The organism is Gemmatimonadales bacterium (assembly GCA_036279355.1).
In the GTDB taxonomy this organism is placed as follows: domain Bacteria; phylum Gemmatimonadota; class Gemmatimonadetes; order Gemmatimonadales; family GWC2-71-9; genus DASQPE01.
On record DASUJH010000020.1, the window covers coordinates 91,480 to 110,389 of the forward strand.

Consider the following 18,910-nt stretch of genomic DNA (forward strand, 5'->3'; position numbering starts at 1 on the left):
ATGTGCGGGATCTTCGGCGTCTCGGGCGTACCGGAGGCGGCCAAGCTCACCTACCTCGGGCTCTACGCCTTGCAGCACCGGGGACAGGAGAGCGCGGGCATCGTGACGATCGACCGCGAAGGCCACGCCCATTCGCACCGGGGCATGGGCCTCGTCTCGGAGACCTTCGACGATGCCCTGCTGGCCCGACTCATAGGCGATGTCGCCGTGGGGCACACCCGCTACTCCACCACCGGTAGCACGGTTCTCGCCAACGCCCAGCCGTGCATCATGAACACGCGCTGCGGCCCCCTCGCGATCGCCCTCAACGGCAATCTGGTGAACGCGCCGCTCCTCAAGCGCGAGCTGGTCGATCGCGGCGCGATCTTCACTACCTCGACCGACACCGAAGTGCTGGTGCACCTCATCGCGCGCTCGGAGGCGGAGACGGTGGAGGGCCGGATCCGCGACGCGCTGGAGCAGGCCGAAGGGGCCTACAGCCTCATCATGAGCGTCGGCCGCACCATGTACGCGGTGGTTGACAGTCGCGGTTTCCGCCCGCTCGTGCTCGGCCGCCTCGGCTCGGGCGCCATAGTGGCCTCGGAGACCTGCGCGCTCGACCTCGTGGGCGCCACCCTCGTACGCGAGCTCCAGCCCGGCGACTTCCTCCGCATCGACGATGGCGTCGTCACCGAGCTGCCCCGCCTCTCGCCACGGCCGGTGAGCCGGTGCGTGTTCGAGCTGGTGTACTTCGCGCGGCCGGACAGCCGCGTCTTCGGCGAGTCGGTGGATCGGGTGCGGCGCGAGCTCGGGCGCCAGCTCGCCCGGGAGCAGCCGGCCCCCGAAGGCGACGTCGTATTCAGCGTGCCGGACAGCTCGAACGCGATGGCGCTGGGCTTCTCGGAGGAGTCGGGCATCAAGCTCGAGAACGGGCTCATCCGGAACCATTATATCGGGCGGACGTTCATCAACCCGACCCAGGCGATGCGCGTGGCCAAGGTGCGCATCAAGTTCAATCCGGTGCGCGACGTGATTCAGGGCAAGCGCGTCGTGGTGGTGGACGACAGCCTGGTGCGCGGCAATACGAGCCGCGGTCTCGTGCAGATGATCCGCGCGGCGGGCGCGAAGGAGGTGCATCTCCGGCTCGCCTCGCCGCCCATCACCGGGCCATGCCACTACGGGATTGACACGCCCACCCGGGAGGAGCTGATCGGTGCCACGCACTCGGTCGAGGAGATTCGCCAGTTCCTCGGCGTGGATTCGCTCGGCTATCTCTCGCTCGACGGGATGCTCCGTGCAGCCGGCGATGCGGGCGGCTTCTGCCACGCCTGCTTCTCCGGCCAGTATCCCACGCCGATTCCTGAGGACCTGGTGCAGTTGAGGCACGCCTCACCGCTCGTCGCGACACCCGCATGAGCGGGCCGTTCAGCCAGCCGCTGGTCTTTTTTTTCGGCCAGGGGCGCGCCGACGGCACCGCGGCGATGAAGGACATCCTCGGCGGCAAGGGCGCAGGCCTCGCCGAGATGACGAACCTCGGCATTCCAGTCCCGCCCGGATTCACGATCTCCACCTCCGTCTGCCACACCTACCTCGAAAGCCACCAATTCTCCGGGCGCCTGCGGGCGCAAGTCGAACACGATCTGCAGCGGCTCGAGGCGGCCACCGCCCGGCAGTTCGGGGGCGCGACCCAGCCGCTCCTCGTCTCGGTGCGCTCGGGCGCGCCGGTATCCATGCCCGGGATGATGGAGACGATCCTCAACCTCGGCCTCAACGACGCCACCGTGGAAGGGCTCGCGACGCTGAGCGGCAACCCGGCGTTTGCGTGGGACAGCTATCGGCGCTTCGTGCAGATGTACGCCAGCGTCGTGTTCGACATGGCCCGCGCTCCGTTCGAGCAGAGGCTGGAGGAGCGGAAGCGCGACTGCGGCGCCGCCCGTGACATCGATCTCCCGGTCGCGGCGCTGCAAGGCCTTGTCCGGGGGTTCAAGGAGCTCGTGCGGGCCGAAACCGGCCACCCTTTTCCGGACGAACCACTGGCGCAGCTCTGGGGCGCCATCGCCGCGGTCTTCGAGAGCTGGAACACGCGCCGCGCCATCGATTACCGCCGGCTCCACGGGATCGCCGACTCGATGGGCACCGCGGTCAATGTCGTCACCATGGTCTTCGGAAACCTGGGCGAGGACTCGGGCACCGGCGTCGCTTTCACCCGCGATCCCTCCACCGGCGAGCACCGCCTCTACGGCGAATACCTGCTCAACGCGCAGGGCGAGGACGTCGTGTCCGGCACCCGCACCCCCGAGCCGATCGCCACGCTGGCCGAGTGCCTGCCCCACGCCGCCCGCGAGCTCGAGCGCACCGCGCGCACCCTCGAGCGCCACTTCCGCGACGTGCAGGACCTCGAATTCACCATCGAGCATGGGCATCTCTACATGCTGCAGACGCGGCGCGCGCAGCGCTCGGGCGCCGCGGCCGTGCGGATCGCGTGCGACATGGTGGATGAGGGGCTTATCACCCGCGAGGAAGCGGTGGCGCGCATTCCGCCCAACGATCTCGACCAGTTGCTGCACCCGACGATCGACCCCGCCAGCCATCTCGACCTTCTCGCGGTCGGGCTCCCGGCGTCGCCGGGCGCGGCCTGCGGCACGGTGGTTTTCGACGCCGACCGCGCGGAGCAGCTGGGCCGGAGCGGTCAGCCGGTCATCCTCGTTCGCCGCGAGACCTCGCCGGAAGACTTCCACGGCATGGTCATGGCCAAGGCGGTGCTCACCGCGCGTGGCGGCATGACGAGCCATGCCGCCGTCGTCGCGCGCGGCATGGGCAAGCCGTGCGTCGCCGGGGCGCAGACGATCGACGTGGACGAGCGGCTGGGCCGGTTCACCGCGGATGGCCGCGTGGTGCGTGAGGGCGACTGGATCAGCCTCGATGGTGGCACCGGTCAGGTGTTCGGCGGCCAGGCCCGGCTCGTCGAGCCCACGCTGGGCGAGCCGTTCAAGCGGCTCATGGCCTGGGCCGACGACGTGCGCCAGCTCCGCGTCCGTGTCAACGCGGACACCCCGGCCGACGCACACCGCGGTCGCGACTTCGGCGCGGAAGGGATCGGGCTCTGCCGCACCGAGCACATGTTTTTCGACGGCGACCGCCTCATCGCCATGCGCGAGATGATCCTCGCGCAGGACGAGACCGGGCGCCGCCGCGCGCTCGACAAGCTCCTTCCGATGCAGCGCGCCGACTTCGAGGCGATCTTCCGCGCGATGGAGGGCTATCCGGTTACCGTCCGGCTGCTCGACCCGCCGCTGCACGAATTCCTCCCCAAAGAAGACGCCGAGCTCGAAGCGCTTGCCCGCGACCTCGGACGATCCGCCGCGGACCTCCGCCGGATCGTGCATGCGATGCAGGAGGTGAATCCGATGCTCGGCCTGCGCGGCTGCCGGCTGGGCATTCTGCATCCCGAGATCACGGAGATGCAGGCGCGGGCCCTGTTCGAGGCCGCGTGCACCGTCGCCGCCCGCAAAGGCCGCGTGATGCCCGAGATCATGGTGCCGCTTACGGCGACCGTGGTCGAGCTGCGCAAGCAGGCGATCATCCTCCGCCGCGTCGCCGCCGAAGTGTTTCAGGAGCGCCAGATCACCGTGCCCTACCTCGTCGGCACCATGATCGAGCTGCCGCGCGCCGCCATCACGGCCGACGAGATCGCGCTCGAGGCGCAGTTCTTCTCCTTCGGCACCAACGACCTCACGCAGACGACGTGGGGGCTTTCGCGCGACGACGCGGGCCGCTTCCTGCCCCGCTACATCGAAGAGGGCGTGATCGAGAGCGATCCGTTCCAGGAGCTCGATCTGGGCGGGGTCGGCAAGCTCATGCAGATCGCCTCCGAGCTCGGCCGCAAGTCGCGGCCGGACCTCAAGCTCGGCGTCTGTGGCGAGCACGGCGGCACCCCGGCGGCGGTGGCATTCTGCGATCGCCTCGGCATGAATTACGTCTCCTGCTCGCCGTTCCGGGTGCCGATCGCCCGGCTCGCCGCCGCGCAGTCCGCGCTCGCTGAACGTGGCACGATGGACCGAACCCGGGCCACCGTTTAGGCGGGCGCCTCGCTACGCCGCGCCCGCTGCCGGCACCTACGCTCGCGCGAAGATTTCGGTGAGCTCCTGGTGTGCGGCGTTGAAGTCCGGCCGCGGCCCTGGAAAGGTCCGGTCGAGCACGTCGAGATCCTGGACTTCCGACACGATGAAAGTCCGCCACCCAGGCACCTCGCCTGTCCGGCTGAAGCCGGCCGTCTGGTAGCCCATCAGCACCGCCTCGCCCGCGCCGTGGAGCGCCACCATGTGGGGTTCCACCATGCGCCGGAGCCCGTCGTACATGAACGTCACCACCCGATGCTCCTGGGTCGCGCGCACGAGCTGCTCACCGACCTGTTGCTCGCCGATCTGCTGTTCCGCCATGATTGCCTCCCATCCGTGACTTGCCCGGCCGCCACGCGCCGCCTTAATTCTCCCCCCGTCACCCCATCCACACCCGGAGCCCCCGCGAGGACCTCATGGCGCAGCCGGTCGTAGGAATTGTTATGGGGAGCGACTCCGATTGGGCCGTGATGCAGCACGCCGCGCGGCGGCTCACCGATTTCAGCGTGGAACAGGAGCGGCGCGTCATCTCGGCCCATCGGACGCCTGATCTGCTCTACCAGTACGCGACCGAAGCCGAAGGCCGCGGGCTCCGTTGCATCATCGCCGGCGCGGGCGGCGCCGCCCATCTCCCGGGGATGCTCGCCGCCAAGACGGCGCTTCCGGTGCTCGGCGTTCCCATCCCGAGCCGCCACCTGCAAGGGCTCGACTCCCTCCTTTCGATCGTCCAGATGCCGGCCGGCGTGCCGGTCGCCGCCTTTGCCATCGGCGACGCCGGCGCGGTTAACGCCGCGCTCTACGCTGTCGCGATGATCGCCGGCTCCGACCCGGATCTCGCCCGGCGCCTCGCGGCATTTCGGCGGACGCAAACCGAACGCGTGCTCCAGCTCACACTGCCCGACCCGCCATGATCCTGCCCGGCGCCTGGCTCGGCGTCGTGGGTGGCGGGCAGCTCGGTCGCATGTTCACCATCCGGGCCCGCGAGATGGGGTACCATGTCGCCGTGCTCGACCCCCAGCCCGCGAGCCCGGCTGGCGCGGTCGCCGACCGCCAGATCGAGGCCGCGTACGACGACCCAGCCGCGCTCGCTGAACTAGCCCGCCAGTGCGCCGCCGTCACCGTGGAGTTCGAAAACGTGCCGGCTCACGCACTCGACCTGCTCGCCGAGCGCGTGCCGGTCCGGCCGGCGGCGGCGGCCGTCGCAATCACCCAGCACCGGCTCAGCGAGAAGGAATTCATCCGGGCGCACGGCTTCGCGACGGCTGAGTTCGTGCCCCTGCGCGGTTCCGGGGATGTCGAGCCGGCCTTCGCCGCCATCGGCGCGCCGGCGCTCCTCAAGACGAGCCGATTGGGGTACGACGGCAAGGGCCAGACGCCGGTCGATACCCTCGCCGATGCCGTCGCGGCGTTCGACCGATTCGGCCGCGTCGAATGCCTGCTCGAGCGCCGCCTCACGCTGGAACTCGAGCTCTCGGTCGTGCTGGCACGCGGCGCCGATGGCGAGATTCGCGCGTTCCCGCCGGGGGAGAACTGCCACCGCCGCGGGATCCTCGACACCACGCTCGTGCCCGCGCGCGTGCCGGACGCGCTCGCCCGCGAGGCCGAGGCCGCGGCCGCGGGCGTAGCGCGCGCGCTGGACTATGTCGGCGTGTTGGGGGTCGAGCTGTTCGTCGCCGACCGGGGCCGCATTTTCGTGAATGAGATCGCGCCGCGTCCCCACAACAGCGGGCACTTCACGCTCGACGCATGTATCACCGACCAATTTGAGCAGCAGGTACGCGCGCTCGCGGGGCTTCCGCTCGGCGATCCGGGGCTGCTCACGCCGGTGTGCATGGTGAACGTCCTCGGCGACCTCTGGTCCTGCGGGCCGCCGCACTGGGACGCAGCGCTGGCGCTGCCGGGTGTAAAGCTCCATCTCTACGGTAAGACCACGCCGCGGCCCGGGCGCAAAATGGGTCACCTCAACTGCATCGCGCCCGCGCCTGATGAGGCGCTCGCGCTCGCGCGTCGGGCACATGCCGCGCTCACGTCCGCCCACCCGGAGGATGATTGATATGTTGCTGCTCCTGCAGTTCGTGACCGCGTTCACGCTCGCAGGGCCGGCTCCCGCCCCCGCTCCGGCCTGCATCACGATGAATACGAAGAATCTGCCGCTCGCCACCCGGCAGAGTCCGCTCGATTCGGTATCGTTCCCGGTGGGCGGGCACGTCGTGAAGGTGTGCTATGGCCGACCCTCGCTCCGAGGCCGCACGATGATCGGTGGCGACGCCGTTCCCTTTGGCAAGCTCTGGCGCACCGGCGCCAACGAGCCGACGATGGTGCACGCGACCTCCCCGATCGTGATCGCAGGCCTCGCGGTACCCGCGGGGGCGTATTCGCTCTACACGGTACCGGGGCCCGCGGAGTGGGAGGTGATCGTGAATCGCTCGATCACGCAGTGGGGCGAAGAGTCGAACTACACCGACAAGGTGCGGGCACAGGAGGTGGGCCGGGCGCGCGTGCCCGCGGAAAAGACATCGACTCCGGTCGAGACGTTCACGATCCGTCCCGACCCCGGGAGCGGCGATGCCCGCGCGCTGCTGCTGGAGTGGCAGCAGACCCGGGTGCGCATTCCCCTCGCGCCGGCCAAGTGACCGTGCGTCAGCGCCGGGCCACGCTCTCGATGCCGTCGAGCAGCCGATCGATCTCATCCGGCGTGGTGTAGCAGGCGCACCCGGCGCGCACGACGCCGTCGGTTCCGTAGCCGTACCGCTCGACAACGGTCGGCGCGTAGAAGTCGCCGTGGGACACGAACACGCCCCGCGCCGCAAGGGTCCGCGCAACCGCCTCGGACCGATGCCCCGCCACTGCGAACGAGATGGTGGGCGTCCTGGGCTCGGTCGGCGGTGGCCCCAAGCGGCGCACACCGCGAATGCCGCCCAGCCCTTCCCAGAGCCGCTCGATCAGGTGCTGACCCCGCCCGTGGAGCGCAGCAAATGCCGCAGCCAGCCGGTCGCGGCGCGCTCCGTCCTCACCCGCAACTGACGCGAGAAACTCCACCGCAGCCGCGGCACCCACGATTCCCTCGTGATTCTGCGTGCCGGTCTCGAGGTGCTCCGGCGGCTCGGCCGGCGCGGGATCGAGTTTCGGAGGATCCAGGCTCTCGAGGACTGCCCGCCGCCCCCAGAGCACGCCGACGTGCGGACCGTAGAACTTGTACGCCGAGCATGCGAGCAGGTCCACACCCAGCGCGGCCACGTCGAGCAGGACGTGCGGGGCGTAGTGCACGGCATCCATGAAGGTGAGCGCACCAACGTCGCGCGCGAGCCGAGCGGCCGCCGCGATGTCGTTCACCGTTCCAAGCGCGTTCGATGCACCGCCAATCGCCACGAGCCGCGTGCGGGGTCCGAGGAGTCGTTCCAAGGCGCCCGGCACGAGCTGACCCGTTTCCGGATCCAGCGGAACCGACCGGACGGTGATGCCGCGCTCGCCCGCGAGGCGGCGCCAGGGCGCCACGTTGGCATGGTGGTCCAGCTCGGTCACGACCACCTCGTCGCCCGGGCCCCAGCGCGCGGCGAGGGTGCGAGCGAGGTGGAATGTGAGCGTGGTCATGTTCGCGCCAAACGCGATCTCGTCCGGCCGTCCCCCGACGAAGTCCGCCAGCGCGGCTCGGGCCTCGGTGAGCGCCGCGTCGGTCTCCTGGCTTGTGGGGTAGGACCAGTGCGTATTCGCGTTGTGGTTCACGAGGTAGTCGGCCATCGCGGCGACCACGCGCTCGGGGACCTGCGTGCCGCCGGGCCCGTCGAAGTAGGCAACCGCCTTGCCGACGTGCGAGCGGCTCAGCGCCGGGAACTGGATCCGCAGCTCGTCGACGCTCGTGGGCGGCAGTCCGAACACCTCCTGTCCTGACCTCATAAGTCACCTCATCAAGAAGCGCCTAATGTGTCCTGACGTACTAGCTTACCGCATAGACTCGACAAACGTTGGACAGCTTGGATAGCCTTTGGACCCGGCCCGAGCAGCTGGGCAAGAAAAAGCGGGATACCGTTGCCGGCACCCCGCTCCCGATGGAGGCGGAGGGAATCGAACCCTCGTCCGAGTAAGGCTCCAGAACCGCGTCTACGTGCGTAGGCCCGACTTCTTCCCTTTTCTCCGGACCGGCGCCGAGCCGGCCTGCCCGGAGATCAACCTCTTGCCCAACTCGCTCGACGCGGCGAGGTCTCGCGGCGAGCCAGTCCGGCTTTGCGATTCGGCGGAGGCGCTCCGGACGAGCTCCATCCGCCGAAGGTGCGAGAAGCGAGCGTTAGCTCAGCTTACGCAGCCAGTGCCAGTTCTGAGTTGGCAGTTGAAACGTTCCAGACGGTTTCACCAGGGATCTGGACCTGGGCACGCTACGATTCCTTCATCGAACCCGTCGAAGCCAGTCGCCCCCGGGTCGCCCTTAATATAACAGGCCATGTGGTCGGGGCGGCTCAGACGGCCCGCGCCGCGGCCTCGACGCGGTTTCTCCCGCTGCGCTTGGCCGCCTCGAGCGCGCCTGCCGCCTGAGCGCCCAATTGCTCGACGCTCCGGCCCGTCTCGGGGCACGCCGCGACCCCGAACGAGGCGCTGAGCGGCCAGTGGCGGCCCTTCCAGTCCCATGGGGTGGTGCCGAGCTTGATCCGGATCCGCTCGGCGACGCGGAGGGCTAGCTCGAGCGAGGCGTCAGGCAGCCAGACCGCGAACTCCTCGCCGCCGATGCGCGCCGGGGAGTCCGACCCGCGCACCTGCTCCCGGAGAATGCGCGCCAGGTGCAGCAGCACGGCGTCACCAGCCAGCGAACCGAGCGCATCGTTCAGCACGCGGAAGCGGTCGAGGTCCACAAAGATGAGCGCGCCGGTTGTGCCCGCCTCCCCGTCGCCGCGGCAGAGGAGCGCGTCCAGTCCGCGACGATTGAGGAGTCCCGTGAGCGGATCAAGCACGGCCGCGTTGCGGCTCCGGTCTTCCGCGAACGCGGCGGCGAGCCTGGGGCCCGCCTGCGCCAGCGCCTCGATCAGCTCGGCGCGCGCCGCACCACTTGGTTCGGCCCCGGTCGGGATGTGGATGGCGACCGCACCCACGGTCTCCGCGCCGGCCGGTATCGGCACCAGCAGCATCGCCCCCTGCCGTTCGCGGCGATCCGGTACCACATCGCCGAGCGGGTCGTCACTCACGATATGTTGGCCGGCTGCTCCGGTGGCGACCCGCGCGAGTGCGCTGTCCGGCGGGAGTACGGTGTCGGCCAGCCGGCCGTCGCCCCGTCCCGATACCCCCGCCACCCGGACGCCCCCAACCTCTCGCGCGACCACGACCACCTCGGCCCCGAGCGAGCGCTCGAGCTGATAGGCGAGCCTCAGACCCACGCTTGCCGCCGATTCGAACGCTGCCTCATCGCCCTGCGCCTGCGCCGCCGCCACCGCGTCCGGGCGCCGTCGGAGCCCCGTGACGAGCCCGTCGAGATCGTGGCCCACACGCGCGATTGAAGCCGCGTCGGGCGTGCCAGGCAGGAGCACGCCGGCCGCCACACCGCCGGCGGTCCGGAACACCAGCGTGCCACCATCCATCGGCTCGCTCCCGCCCTCGTCGCTGTCGCGGGCCCGCTCGAGGCGGCGGTCCACGCCCGTAATCTGCGCCACCGAGAGGTGCTCCGCGTCCACCACCCGCTCGGCGCGCGGCCCTTCCTCTCCCGGCGGCAGCTCGCTGATCCACACGCCGAGCCCGCCGCTCGCTCTGAGCAGCCAACCAAGCGCAGGGTCGGGGAGGAAGTATGGAGCGACCCCGCCTCTCTTGACCACCGCACGCCCGCGGCCGGTGCGCGGTTCATTATTTCGGGACGGCCCGGAAGCCCGCGCCAGCCGCATCGCCGCCACCCATCCGATGCCGATGCCGGCGATACCCCCGACAGCCGCGGCAGCCGCCGTTCCCGCCGGAAGCACGATCAGCCCCGCAGGATCCGGCACGCGGCCGCGGCCGCGCCGAATCCGTTGTCGATGTTTACCACGGTGATTCCGGCCGCGCATGAATTGAGCATCGCGAGCAGTGCGGCGAGGCCGCCGAACGAAGCGCCGTACCCGATGCTCGTCGGCACCGCGATGACGGGCGCGGCGACGAGCCCTCCCACCACGCTCGGCAGCGCGCCTTCCATTCCCGCCGCCACGAGGATGACGTCGGCCGCGCGGAGCTGATCGCTCGCGGCAAGGAGCCGGTGCAGCCCGGCGACGCCTACGTCCGGCAAGCGCGCCACCCCGTAGCCGAACGCATCGACCGTGACGGCGGCCTCCTCCGCTACCGGGAGATCGCTCGTGCCCGCCGAGACGACAAGCACGGTGCCCGTGCGCGCAAGGGGCCGCGGCTCGGGAGGCAGGTACACGGTGCGGCCCAGTGCGTTCCACTGGAGCCGCGGATGGCGCTCGGCCAGCGCGGCCGCCATCGGCGCGTTGGCGCGAGTGCCGAGAAAGGCGCCGTCCGCCGCGGCCAGCCGATCGCAGATGGCCGTCACCTGCCCGACGGTCTTCCCCGCGCAGAAGACCACCTCCGGCTGCCCCTGCCGGAGTGAGCGGTGGTGGTCGACCTTGGCGAAGTCGAGATCCTCGAACGGAAGGCGGCTGAGCCGGGTGACGGCTGCCGCCGGGGCGAGTCGGCCAGCGGCGACCTCGGCAAGCAGCGATTCGAGCTCGGCGGCGGTCACGCCACCTTGGCGATCGGCTCGAGGTAGCCGAGGAAGATCGCCTCGGCTTGCGCGATGGACTCGACCTGGAACAAGCGCTGGCGCAATTCGCTCGCGCCATGGAGGCCCCGAGTGTACCAGCCGAGGTGCTTGCGAAACTCGACGACGGTGCGCCGGGTGTCCCCCTGCAGGCGGATCGCAAGGCGCGCATGGTCTAGCGCCACGCGGAACCGCTCGGCGGCGGAGGGAGCCGGCGGCTTGGGACGATCGTCAAGCAGCGCGCGCGCATCGCGAAAGAGCCAGGGATTGCCGAATGACGCGCGCCCCACCATCACGCCGGCACACCCCGTGTGGTCCCGCATGCGCACGATGTCCTCCGGGGTCTGGATGTCCCCGTTGCCGATGACCGGGATGTCGAGCGCTTCCACGACGCGCGCGATCTCGTCCCAGTTGGCCGACCCCGAAAACATCTGGGTGCGGGTACGTGCATGGAGCGTGAACGCACGGGCGCCGGCGTCCTGCATCCGCAGAGCGATGCCCACCGGATCGCGCAGCTCGTCGCTCCAGCCGCTCCGCGTCTTCACCGTGACCGGAAGGTGCGTCGCATCGATCACCGCGCGGATAATGCGCGCGACGAGACCAAGATCGCGCAGGCACCCCGAGCCGCCGTTCCGCTTGACGACTTTCTTCACCGGGCAGCCGAAGTTGATGTCGATGAACTCGGGCCCATAGTGCTCGGTCACGAGCCCCGCAGCCTCCGCCATGGCATCCGGATCGGCGCCATAAATCTGAATGCCGATCGGGCGCTCACATGGCTCGAACTCCGCGCCCTCGAGCGTGGTCCGGATGCGGCGGCGGATGGCCTCTGACGACAGAAATTCGGACAGCACCACGTCGGCGCCCATCCGCCGGCAGAGCTGGCGGAACGGCGCCTCCGACACCCCGGCCATCGGAGCGAGGAGGAGGGGGAACGCGACGCCGGGAGCGTAGGGCAACTGCATGGCGTGAACATACTTGCCCGTGTGAAGCCGGGCAACTCGTTTGACAGTGCGCCCTGCGCGCGGGTAGGTTCGTGCGCCATGCGTCTCGGCGACTATTTCACCGATGGATCGGTACGACTCGCGCTCCGGGGTGCGACACCCGATGCGGTGCTTGCCGAGCTGGTGGGGCTGCTGCATCTCGACGACGACGATGCCGCTGAACTGTTGCGCGTGCTCCAACGCCGCGAGAGTCTGGGCTCGACCGGGGTCGGGCACGGCATCGCCATTCCGCACTCTCGCTCGCTCGCGATCGGCCGACTGCGGCTGGCCTACGGGCGCCGTCCCGAGGGCGTGGAGTACGATGCACTCGACGGGCAACCGGTATATCACTTCTTTCTGATCGTGGCGCCGCCCAGCCAAGGCGGTGCCGAGTATCTGCCGGTGCTCGGGCAGATCGCCCGGTTCGTGAAGGAACCCGGCGTGCCCGAGCGCCTCGCGGGGCTTACGCGGCCCGAGGACTTCCTCGCGCTGCTCGACCAGAAGGGAGTCTAGGAATGGCGGAGGCGCGGCACGAGGTGGCGACGCTCGCAGGTGGATGCTTCTGGTGTGTTGAGGCGGTGTTCGAGCGGCTCGAGGGTGTCGAGCGCGTCGTCTCCGGCTACATCGGCGGGCGGACGCCCAACCCCACTTACGAACAGGTTTGCGGCGGCAACACGGGGCATGCCGAAGCGGTGCAGGTCACCTTCGATCCCGACGTGATCGGCTACCGCGAAATCCTCGAGGTCTTCTTCGCCTTTCACGACCCGACAACGCTCGATCGGCAAGGCGCGGATGTGGGCACGCAGTACCGCTCGGCCATCTTCGTCCACTCACCGGAGCAGGCGGCGACAGCCCGCGAGGTCGTGGCCGAGCTCGAGCGGCAGCATGCCTTCCCCGCCCCGATCGTGACCGAGATCGTGCCGGCCGGCACCTTCTATCCGGCCGAGGGCTATCACCAGAGTTACTACGACCAGAATCCGGAGCGGATGTACTGCCAGGCGGTGATCGCGCCGAAAGTCGCCAAGCTCCGGCAGCACTACGCCGGGCGCCTCAAGGCGGCGACTCACTAGCTCGCTCGGCCGCCGCGCGCTCCAGCGCGGCGCGCTGCTGCCGGAGCGCCACCTCGCGACCCCACGCGGCGTGCAGCTCGCCGAGCAGCCAGTCGACGTCGCGCGTGAGGGCCACGACCGGCCCGGATGCATCGGGCGTGTCGCGGAGGGCGTGGGCCCGGTGTTCGATTTCGCGCTCGCGCGGCGCCAACGCCCTGGTCACCTCAGCCCACAGCCGGTCCTCCTGCTCGCGCGAGAGCGGCACCGGCGGAGGCTGGCCGGTGGATTCCCGGCTCAGCACCTCGTCCACCTTGCGCACTGTCTGCTCCGCCGTGTCGCCCACCCAGCTTGCGCCGGACTCGACCAGCGCCGCGAGTCGCGCGGCCGCATCCGCGATCTCCGAGGGCGTCGCCTTCGGGAGGATCGCGCGGACCAGACGCGTCAGGCCATCGGGCATCGCGTCACTCCCACTCGATCGTGGCGGGCGGTTTCGAGCTCACGTCGTAGACGACCCGATTCACACCGGCGACCTCGTTGGCGATCCGATTCGATGCGCGCGCCAGCACATCGGGCGGGAACGGGAACCAGTCCGCCGTCATGCCGTCGCGGCTGGTGACGGCGCGGAGCGCCACCGCCTGGTCGTAGGTGCGGAAGTCGCCCTGCACACCGACGGACCGGATCGGGAGGAGCACAGCGAACGCCTGCCAGATCTCGTCGTAGAGTCCCGCTGCGCGGATTTCCTCGATGTAGATGTGGTCCGCGCGCCGAAGCACGTCGAGGCTCTCGGCCGTGACCTCGCCCAGGATGCGGATGGCGAGCCCGGGGCCCGGAAACGGATGCCGCCCGACCATTTCCTCCGGCAGGCCCAGCTCGCGCCCCACCCGGCGCACCTCGTCCTTGAACAATTCGCGCAGCGGTTCGAGCAGGGTGAACGGCAGCCGCTCGGGCAGGCCACCCACGTTGTGGTGCGTCTTGATCGTGACCGATGGGCCGCCCCGCGGCGAGAGCGACTCGATGACGTCGGGGTAGAGCGTGCCCTGGACGAGATATTTCACATCCGGGCCCACCTGCCGTGCTTCGCGTTCGAACACCTCGATGAACGTGTGCCCGATCCGGCGCCGCTTCTCCTCCGGATCGGTGACACCCGCGAGGCGCGACAGAAACGCGTCAGCGGCGTCGACCACGCGGAGATCGATGCCCAGGTGGCGCCGGAAAGTGCTCTCGACCTGCTCGCGCTCGTGCAGCCGGAGCAGGCCGTGATCCACGAAGATGCATGTCAACCGCTCGCCGACGGCACGGTGCACCAGCACCGCGGCGACCGACGAATCCACGCCGCCCGAGAGCCCGCAGATGACGCGCTCGCCGGGCCGCACCAGCTGCCGGATGCGCTCGACCTCCGTTTCGACGAAGTGGCCGGGGGTCCAGTCGGGCGTACAGCCACAGATGTCGAACAGGAACGTGTCCAGCACCTCGCCGCCGCGCGGCGTATGGGCGACTTCGGGATGGAATTGCACGCCGAAGAGCGGACGGCTCAGGTGCTCGATCCCGGCGATGAGGCAATTCTCGCTCGACGCGGTGACTGTGTAGCCCGGAGGCGGCGCATCGACGTGATCGCCATGACTCATCCACACCGGCGTCTCCTCCTCGACCGCGAACCCGCGAAAGAGCCGCCCGCCTTCGACCCGTACGATGGCGCGGCCGTATTCCCGCCGCTCCGCCGGCACCACCACGCCGCCCGAAAGATGGGCCATGAGCTGCATGCCGTAACAGAGACCGAGGATCGGCACGGCGAGCTCGAGCAGGGCGGCGTCGGCGGTGGGGACGTCCTCGCCGTAGACCGACGCGGGGCCGCCAGAGAGAATGATGCCCTTGGGGCACCAGTCGCGGATCCAGTCCACCGTGCGCGTGGGCGGGTGGATCTCGCAATACACGTGCGCCTCACGCACCCGGCGCGCGATGAGCTGGGTGTACTGGCTGCCGAAATCGATGATGAGAATGCCGCCGCGCGGCCGCGGCGCGGCGGTCATGGTGTGGCCCTCTCGCCGCGCGCGAGATCGGCGATCGTCTCGCGGGGCCGCGCAACCCACCAGCGACCCCCGTCAATGACGACTTCGGGCGGCCGCGGCCGAGCGTTGTAGTTCGAGGCCATCACGAAGCCGTATGCGCCAGCACCGAGCACCGCCACCCGCTCTCCGGTCGCGAGCGCGGGAAGCGTACGATCGACCGCGAGAAAGTCGCCCGTCTCGCAGACCGGGCCCACTACATCCACTCTGTGCGGTGGGCGCCCCGCCGCCTCCAGCTCCACGATCTCGTGGTGCGCCTGATAGAGACTTGGCCGGATGAGGTCGTTCATGCCCGCGTCGAGCACCACGAAATCCCGACCGGCCGAATGCTTGCGATCGACGACTTCGGCGAGCAGCACGCCGGCCGGGCCTACGACGTAGCGGCCGGGCTCGACCACCACGGTGAGCCCGCTCCCTTGGAGCAGCGGCAGTACGGCGCGGGCGTATTGCGCGGGCTCGAGCACCGGCTCGTCGGCGTAACGGACGCCCAACCCGCCGCCCAGATCGATCGTGTCGAGCGCACGGGCACCGAGCGCACGCACGTCGCGCACGAGCGCGAGCAACCGCTCGAGCCCGCGGACGAACGGCGCCGGCTCGCGGATCTGGCTGCCGAGGTGCATGGCGAGCGCTGTGAGCTCGAGCCGTGGGTGCGCCAGCGCGAATTGCGCCGCGCCCGCCACCTGATCGGTGGGAATGCCGAACTTGAGCCCGCTCCGGCCGGTCGCGATGTAGGGATGGGTATCCGCCGTGACGTCTGGATTCACCCGGATCCCGACGGCGACGTCGTGCCGCTCCTCGGCGGCAACGGCCGCCAGACGCTCGACCTCGGACATCGACTCGACGTTGATCTGCCCTACCCCCGCGCGGACCGCCGCGCGCAGCTCCTCGGCGCGCTTGCCCACGCCGCTGAACACGATGCCCCCTGCGGGAAACCCGGCCGCGAGCGCGCGCGCCAGCTCGCCGGCCGAGACGATGTCCGCGCCCGCACCGACGCGCGCGAGCGCGTGCAGCACCGCGAGGTTGCCGTTCGACTTGATCGCGAAGCAAATCCGGTGGGGCACAGCAGACAGTGCCGCATCGAGCGCGGCGTAGCGCTCGCGCACCGCGTCCAGGTTGTAGACGTACGCCGGCGTGCCTACCGTTTCAGCGATCTCGGAGAGCCGTAGTCCCCCCATGGCGAGCGACGGCCCGACGCGGACAAGACCCGCATCGGCGAAGAGCCCGGGCTCCGTCAGTACGCCTTCGCCCACAGCGCCTCCGCTACGCTCGGCCGTCCGCACCACATGCAGGTGGCCGGCGCCTCGGCGGAACGAAACTCCGCGTCAGGCAGCACCCGCACCGTCGCCTTGGTCTGCTCCTTGACCTCGGCTTCGCAATCCGCGCTCCCGCAGAAGCCGCCGTAGGCGAAGCCGCCGGGCCCTTCCATGAACGCGAGGAACTGTTCCTTGGTGGCGCCCCGGATGGTGTGGGCCTCCTGGCGGCGGCGTGCCGCGGCGAGCATGTCGCGCTGCATGCGGTCCATTTCGGCGTGCAGCCGGTCGGCGAGACCGTCAATCGCCAGCGGCTCCTTCTTGCCGCCGGTGCGCCGGGCGAGCAGCACGGTGCCGGCCGCGACGTCGCGCGGGCCCACCTCGAGCCGGAGCGGCACACCGCGCGCTTCCCATTCGTAGTACTTGGCGCCCGGCTTCATCCCTTCGCGCGCGTCGAGATGCACCCGGATGGCCGCCGCGTGCAGCGCGCCGCGCACGCGCTCAGACGTTTCCATTACCGCGGCGCGCTCCTCGTCGGTGCGGTGGATGGGCACGATCACCACCTGGAACTGCGCGAGGCGTGGTGGGCAGACCAGGCCCGTGTCGTCGCCGTGGCTCATGATGAGCGCGCCGACCAGCCGGGTCGACACGCCCCACGAAGTGTTCCAGACGAAGTCGACGTCGCCGCTCGCCGTCTGGTAGGTGACCTCGAAGGCGCGGGCGAAGTTCTGACCCAGATTGTGGCTCGTGCCGGCCTGCAGGGCGCGGTTGTCCTGCATCAGCGCCTCGCAACTGTACGTCCGCACGGCGCCGGCAAAGCGCTCGCTGTCGGTCTTGCGGCCGGTCACCACCGGCATCGCCATCCACTCTTCCATGAACCGGCGATAGACGCCGAGCATCCGGAGCGTCTCCGCTTCGGCATCCTCATCGGTGGCGTGCGCGGTGTGCCCCTCCTGCCAGAGAAACTCGGTGGTGCGCAGAAACAGCCGGGTGCGGAGCTCCCACCGGACCACGTTCGCCCACTGATTGATGAGCAGCGGCAGGTCGCGGTAGCTCTGGATCCACTTGGCATACATCGAGTAGATGATGGTCTCCGACGTGGGCCGCACCACGAGCGGCTCCTCCAGCTCCTTGCCGCCGCCGTGCGTCACCACGGCGGTTTCCGGCGCGAACCCCTCGACGTGCTCCGCTTCGCGCGAGAGAAAGCTCTGCGGAATGAAGAGCGGGAAGTACGCGTTCTGGTGCCCCGTTTCCTTGAACATCGCGTCGAGCGCGCCCTGCATCTGCTCCCAGATCGCGTAGCCGTTCGGCCGGATCACCATGCAGCCGCGGACCGGGCTGTAGTCGGCCAGCTCGGCGCGCATGATCAACTCATTGTACCAGGCGCTGAAGTCGACCGCGCGCGGCGTGAGTGCCTTGGAATCAGCCATGACGTGCGGCGGCGGGTGAACGGTGGATGGCGGACGACCCTGCCGCGAGCTCGGCGACCACCGCCTCGCGGGCCACCGCCCGCTGCGACCGCGCGGCGAGATCCTTGAGCTGCACTTCACCTCGGGCGCGGTCGTCGGGGCCCACAATCACGGCGGCGCGGGCCCGCCGGGCGTCCGCCTGCTTGAGCTGGCGCGCCACCGGCTGGGGCGTGAGCGCATACTCCACGGCGAGTCCCGCGTCACGCAGCTCGTGCGCGAGCGCCAGCACGTCGGGTATGTCGTCCGGCGTGACGGCCGCGACGTACACGTCGATGCCGGCCGCCGGCGCCGGCACGAGACCGCGCTCACGCAACAGCTCAGCCAGCACGACGTCACCCATGCCGAAGCCGAGCGCGGGCAGCTCGACCCCGCCGAGCGCGCCCAGCAAGTCGTCGTAGCGGCCGCCCCCGCAGATGGCGCGCAGGGTGCGGCCGGCGTCGAAAAGCTCGAACACCGTCCCGGTGTAATACGCGAGCCCGCGCACGATCGAAAAGTCGACCTCCACGAAGTCGCCCAGCCCCATTGCCTCGAGCGCGTCGACGGTCCGGCGGAGCGGCGCCAGCTCCGGATGCGAGGCGCCATCTTCGCCCAGCCGGCCGAACTCCGCGGTGACTGCGGGCAACCCCCGCAGCCCGGCGACGCGAAACACGGCGTCGATGGCCGCCGTGGTGAGCCCGGCTGTCGCGAGCTGCACCGCGAGCGCCTCGCGCGGCATCCGCTCGACCTTGTCAATGGCCTGGTATGCCTCGGAGAGTCGTGCCTCGGGCACACCCGCCGCGAGGAGCAGCGCCGCCAGCGGCCGCCGGTCGGAGAGGCGAACGCGCACGTCGCGCGCGGTGAGGCCGAGCGCGCGCATGATGTCGAGCGCGAGCGCCACGATCTCCGCGTCGGCGAGCGGACTTGCCTCGCCGATCAGATCGCAGTTCAACTGGAAATGCTCGCGGAGTCGGCCACGCTGCTGGCGCTCGTAGCGAAAGAGCTGCGGGATCGCGTACCAGCGGATCGGCTTTCGCATCCCGTTGGCGCGTGCGGCCACCATGCGGGCAAGCGTCGGCGTCATCTCAGGCCGGAGCGAGACACGGCGCCCCCCCTTGTCCTCGAACTCGTAGAGCTGCCCCACGATCTCCGCGCCGCTCTTGGCCGTGTAGAGCTCGAGCGGTTCGAGCGGCGGCCCGTCGTACTCCTCGAAACCGTACCGCGCCGCCACCCCGCGCCAAGCGTCGAAGATATGGGTGCGAAGCGCGAGCTCGTCAGGGTAGAAATCGCGGAAACCCGGCAGGCCCTGGAGTTTCATGGGCG

Annotated in this window: 17 protein-coding genes and 1 other RNA gene; 7 read left to right on the forward strand and 11 right to left on the reverse strand. The window is 70.0% G+C overall.

Annotated features, from left to right (window positions below; translation table 11 throughout):
- Positions 1–1,395 (forward strand): amidophosphoribosyltransferase, encoded by a 1,395-nt coding sequence (gene purF, locus VFW66_04750; GenBank protein ID HEX5385990.1) that lies wholly within the window; start codon positions 1–3, stop codon positions 1,393–1,395.
- A complete protein-coding gene (ppdK, locus tag VFW66_04755) occupies positions 1,392–4,058 on the forward strand; it encodes a pyruvate, phosphate dikinase (GenBank protein ID HEX5385991.1) in 2,667 nt (888 codons plus the stop codon). Before purF ends, ppdK begins: the two co-directional genes overlap by 4 nt.
- Positions 4,059–4,094: 36 nt before the next feature.
- Here the strand turns inward: ppdK and VFW66_04760 are convergent, their stop codons facing one another.
- Positions 4,095–4,418 carry a WYL domain-containing protein gene (locus VFW66_04760; GenBank protein ID HEX5385992.1) on the reverse strand — a complete coding sequence of 108 codons (324 nt, stop codon included), beginning with the start codon at positions 4,416–4,418 and terminating at the stop codon, positions 4,095–4,097.
- A gap of 95 nt (positions 4,419–4,513) precedes the next feature.
- Here VFW66_04760 and purE point away from each other — a divergent pair, with 95 nt between their 5' ends.
- The 3 genes from purE to VFW66_04775 are packed head-to-tail and all read left to right on the forward strand — an operon-like array spanning position 4,514 to position 6,730.
- Positions 4,514–5,008, forward strand: coding sequence for a 5-(carboxyamino)imidazole ribonucleotide mutase (purE, locus tag VFW66_04765; protein ID HEX5385993.1), 495 nt, complete (start codon positions 4,514–4,516; stop codon positions 5,006–5,008).
- The gene (locus VFW66_04770; GenBank protein HEX5385994.1) at positions 5,005–6,150 is read left to right on the forward strand and encodes a 5-(carboxyamino)imidazole ribonucleotide synthase; all 1,146 of its coding nucleotides are present in this window, start codon (positions 5,005–5,007) and stop codon (positions 6,148–6,150) included. The genes purE and VFW66_04770 overlap by 4 nt, the downstream gene beginning before the upstream one ends.
- 1 nt (position 6,151) lies before the next feature.
- Positions 6,152–6,730, forward strand: a complete 579-nt coding sequence (locus VFW66_04775; protein ID HEX5385995.1) for a DUF2911 domain-containing protein — start codon at positions 6,152–6,154, stop codon at positions 6,728–6,730.
- A gap of 7 nt (positions 6,731–6,737) precedes the next feature.
- Here VFW66_04775 and VFW66_04780 read toward each other — a convergent pair whose 3' ends face one another.
- The 5 genes from VFW66_04780 to dusB all read right to left on the reverse strand — a co-directional run bounded on the left by VFW66_04780 (position 6,738) and on the right by dusB (position 11,762).
- Positions 6,738–7,991 carry a cysteine desulfurase-like protein gene (locus VFW66_04780; GenBank protein HEX5385996.1) on the reverse strand — a complete coding sequence of 418 codons (1,254 nt, stop codon included), beginning with the start codon at positions 7,989–7,991 and terminating at the stop codon, positions 6,738–6,740.
- Between the two features lie 150 nt (positions 7,992–8,141).
- Positions 8,142–8,508, reverse strand: a transfer-messenger RNA (tmRNA) gene (ssrA, locus tag VFW66_04785).
- Between the two features lie 40 nt (positions 8,509–8,548).
- The gene (locus VFW66_04790) at positions 8,549–9,889 is read right to left on the reverse strand and encodes a GGDEF domain-containing protein (GenBank protein ID HEX5385997.1); all 1,341 of its coding nucleotides are present in this window, start codon (positions 9,887–9,889) and stop codon (positions 8,549–8,551) included.
- A 143-nt stretch (positions 9,890–10,032) separates the two neighbouring features.
- Positions 10,033–10,782, reverse strand: a complete 750-nt coding sequence (gene larB, locus VFW66_04795; protein HEX5385998.1) for a nickel pincer cofactor biosynthesis protein LarB — start codon at positions 10,780–10,782, stop codon at positions 10,033–10,035.
- A complete protein-coding gene (gene dusB / locus VFW66_04800) occupies positions 10,779–11,762 on the reverse strand; it encodes a tRNA dihydrouridine synthase DusB (GenBank protein HEX5385999.1) in 984 nt (327 codons plus the stop codon). Before dusB ends, larB begins: the two co-directional genes overlap by 4 nt.
- Before the next feature lie 78 nt (positions 11,763–11,840).
- On the opposite strand from dusB, the gene VFW66_04805 reads away from it, so the two are divergent.
- Positions 11,841–12,293 carry a PTS sugar transporter subunit IIA gene (locus VFW66_04805; GenBank protein HEX5386000.1) on the forward strand — a complete coding sequence of 151 codons (453 nt, stop codon included), beginning with the start codon at positions 11,841–11,843 and terminating at the stop codon, positions 12,291–12,293.
- 2 nt (positions 12,294–12,295) lie between these two features.
- Positions 12,296–12,850 carry a peptide-methionine (S)-S-oxide reductase MsrA gene (gene msrA / locus VFW66_04810; GenBank protein HEX5386001.1) on the forward strand — a complete coding sequence of 185 codons (555 nt, stop codon included), beginning with the start codon at positions 12,296–12,298 and terminating at the stop codon, positions 12,848–12,850.
- Here msrA and VFW66_04815 read toward each other — a convergent pair.
- Genes VFW66_04815 through hisS form a run of 5 tightly spaced genes read right to left on the reverse strand, consistent with a single transcriptional unit; the run spans position 12,831 to position 18,905 of the window.
- On the reverse strand, positions 12,831–13,286 hold the full coding sequence (locus VFW66_04815) for a hypothetical protein (GenBank protein HEX5386002.1): 456 nt from the start codon (positions 13,284–13,286) through the stop codon (positions 12,831–12,833). The two genes, msrA and VFW66_04815, sit on opposite strands and share 20 nt — an antisense overlap.
- Positions 13,287–13,290: 4 nt before the next feature.
- Positions 13,291–14,856 (reverse strand): glutamine-hydrolyzing GMP synthase, encoded by a 1,566-nt coding sequence (gene guaA / locus VFW66_04820; protein ID HEX5386003.1) that lies wholly within the window; start codon positions 14,854–14,856, stop codon positions 13,291–13,293.
- Positions 14,853–16,142: a diaminopimelate decarboxylase gene (gene lysA, locus VFW66_04825; GenBank protein HEX5386004.1), complete on the reverse strand. Its 1,290-nt coding sequence runs from the start codon at positions 16,140–16,142 to the stop codon at positions 14,853–14,855. Before lysA ends, guaA begins: the two co-directional genes overlap by 4 nt.
- A complete protein-coding gene (gene proS, locus VFW66_04830) occupies positions 16,124–17,572 on the reverse strand; it encodes a proline--tRNA ligase (GenBank protein ID HEX5386005.1) in 1,449 nt (482 codons plus the stop codon). The genes lysA and proS overlap by 19 nt, the downstream gene beginning before the upstream one ends.
- The gene (gene hisS, locus VFW66_04835; GenBank protein ID HEX5386006.1) at positions 17,565–18,905 is read right to left on the reverse strand and encodes a histidine--tRNA ligase; all 1,341 of its coding nucleotides are present in this window, start codon (positions 18,903–18,905) and stop codon (positions 17,565–17,567) included. The genes proS and hisS overlap by 8 nt, the downstream gene beginning before the upstream one ends.
- Positions 18,906–18,910: the final 5 nt, after the last annotated feature.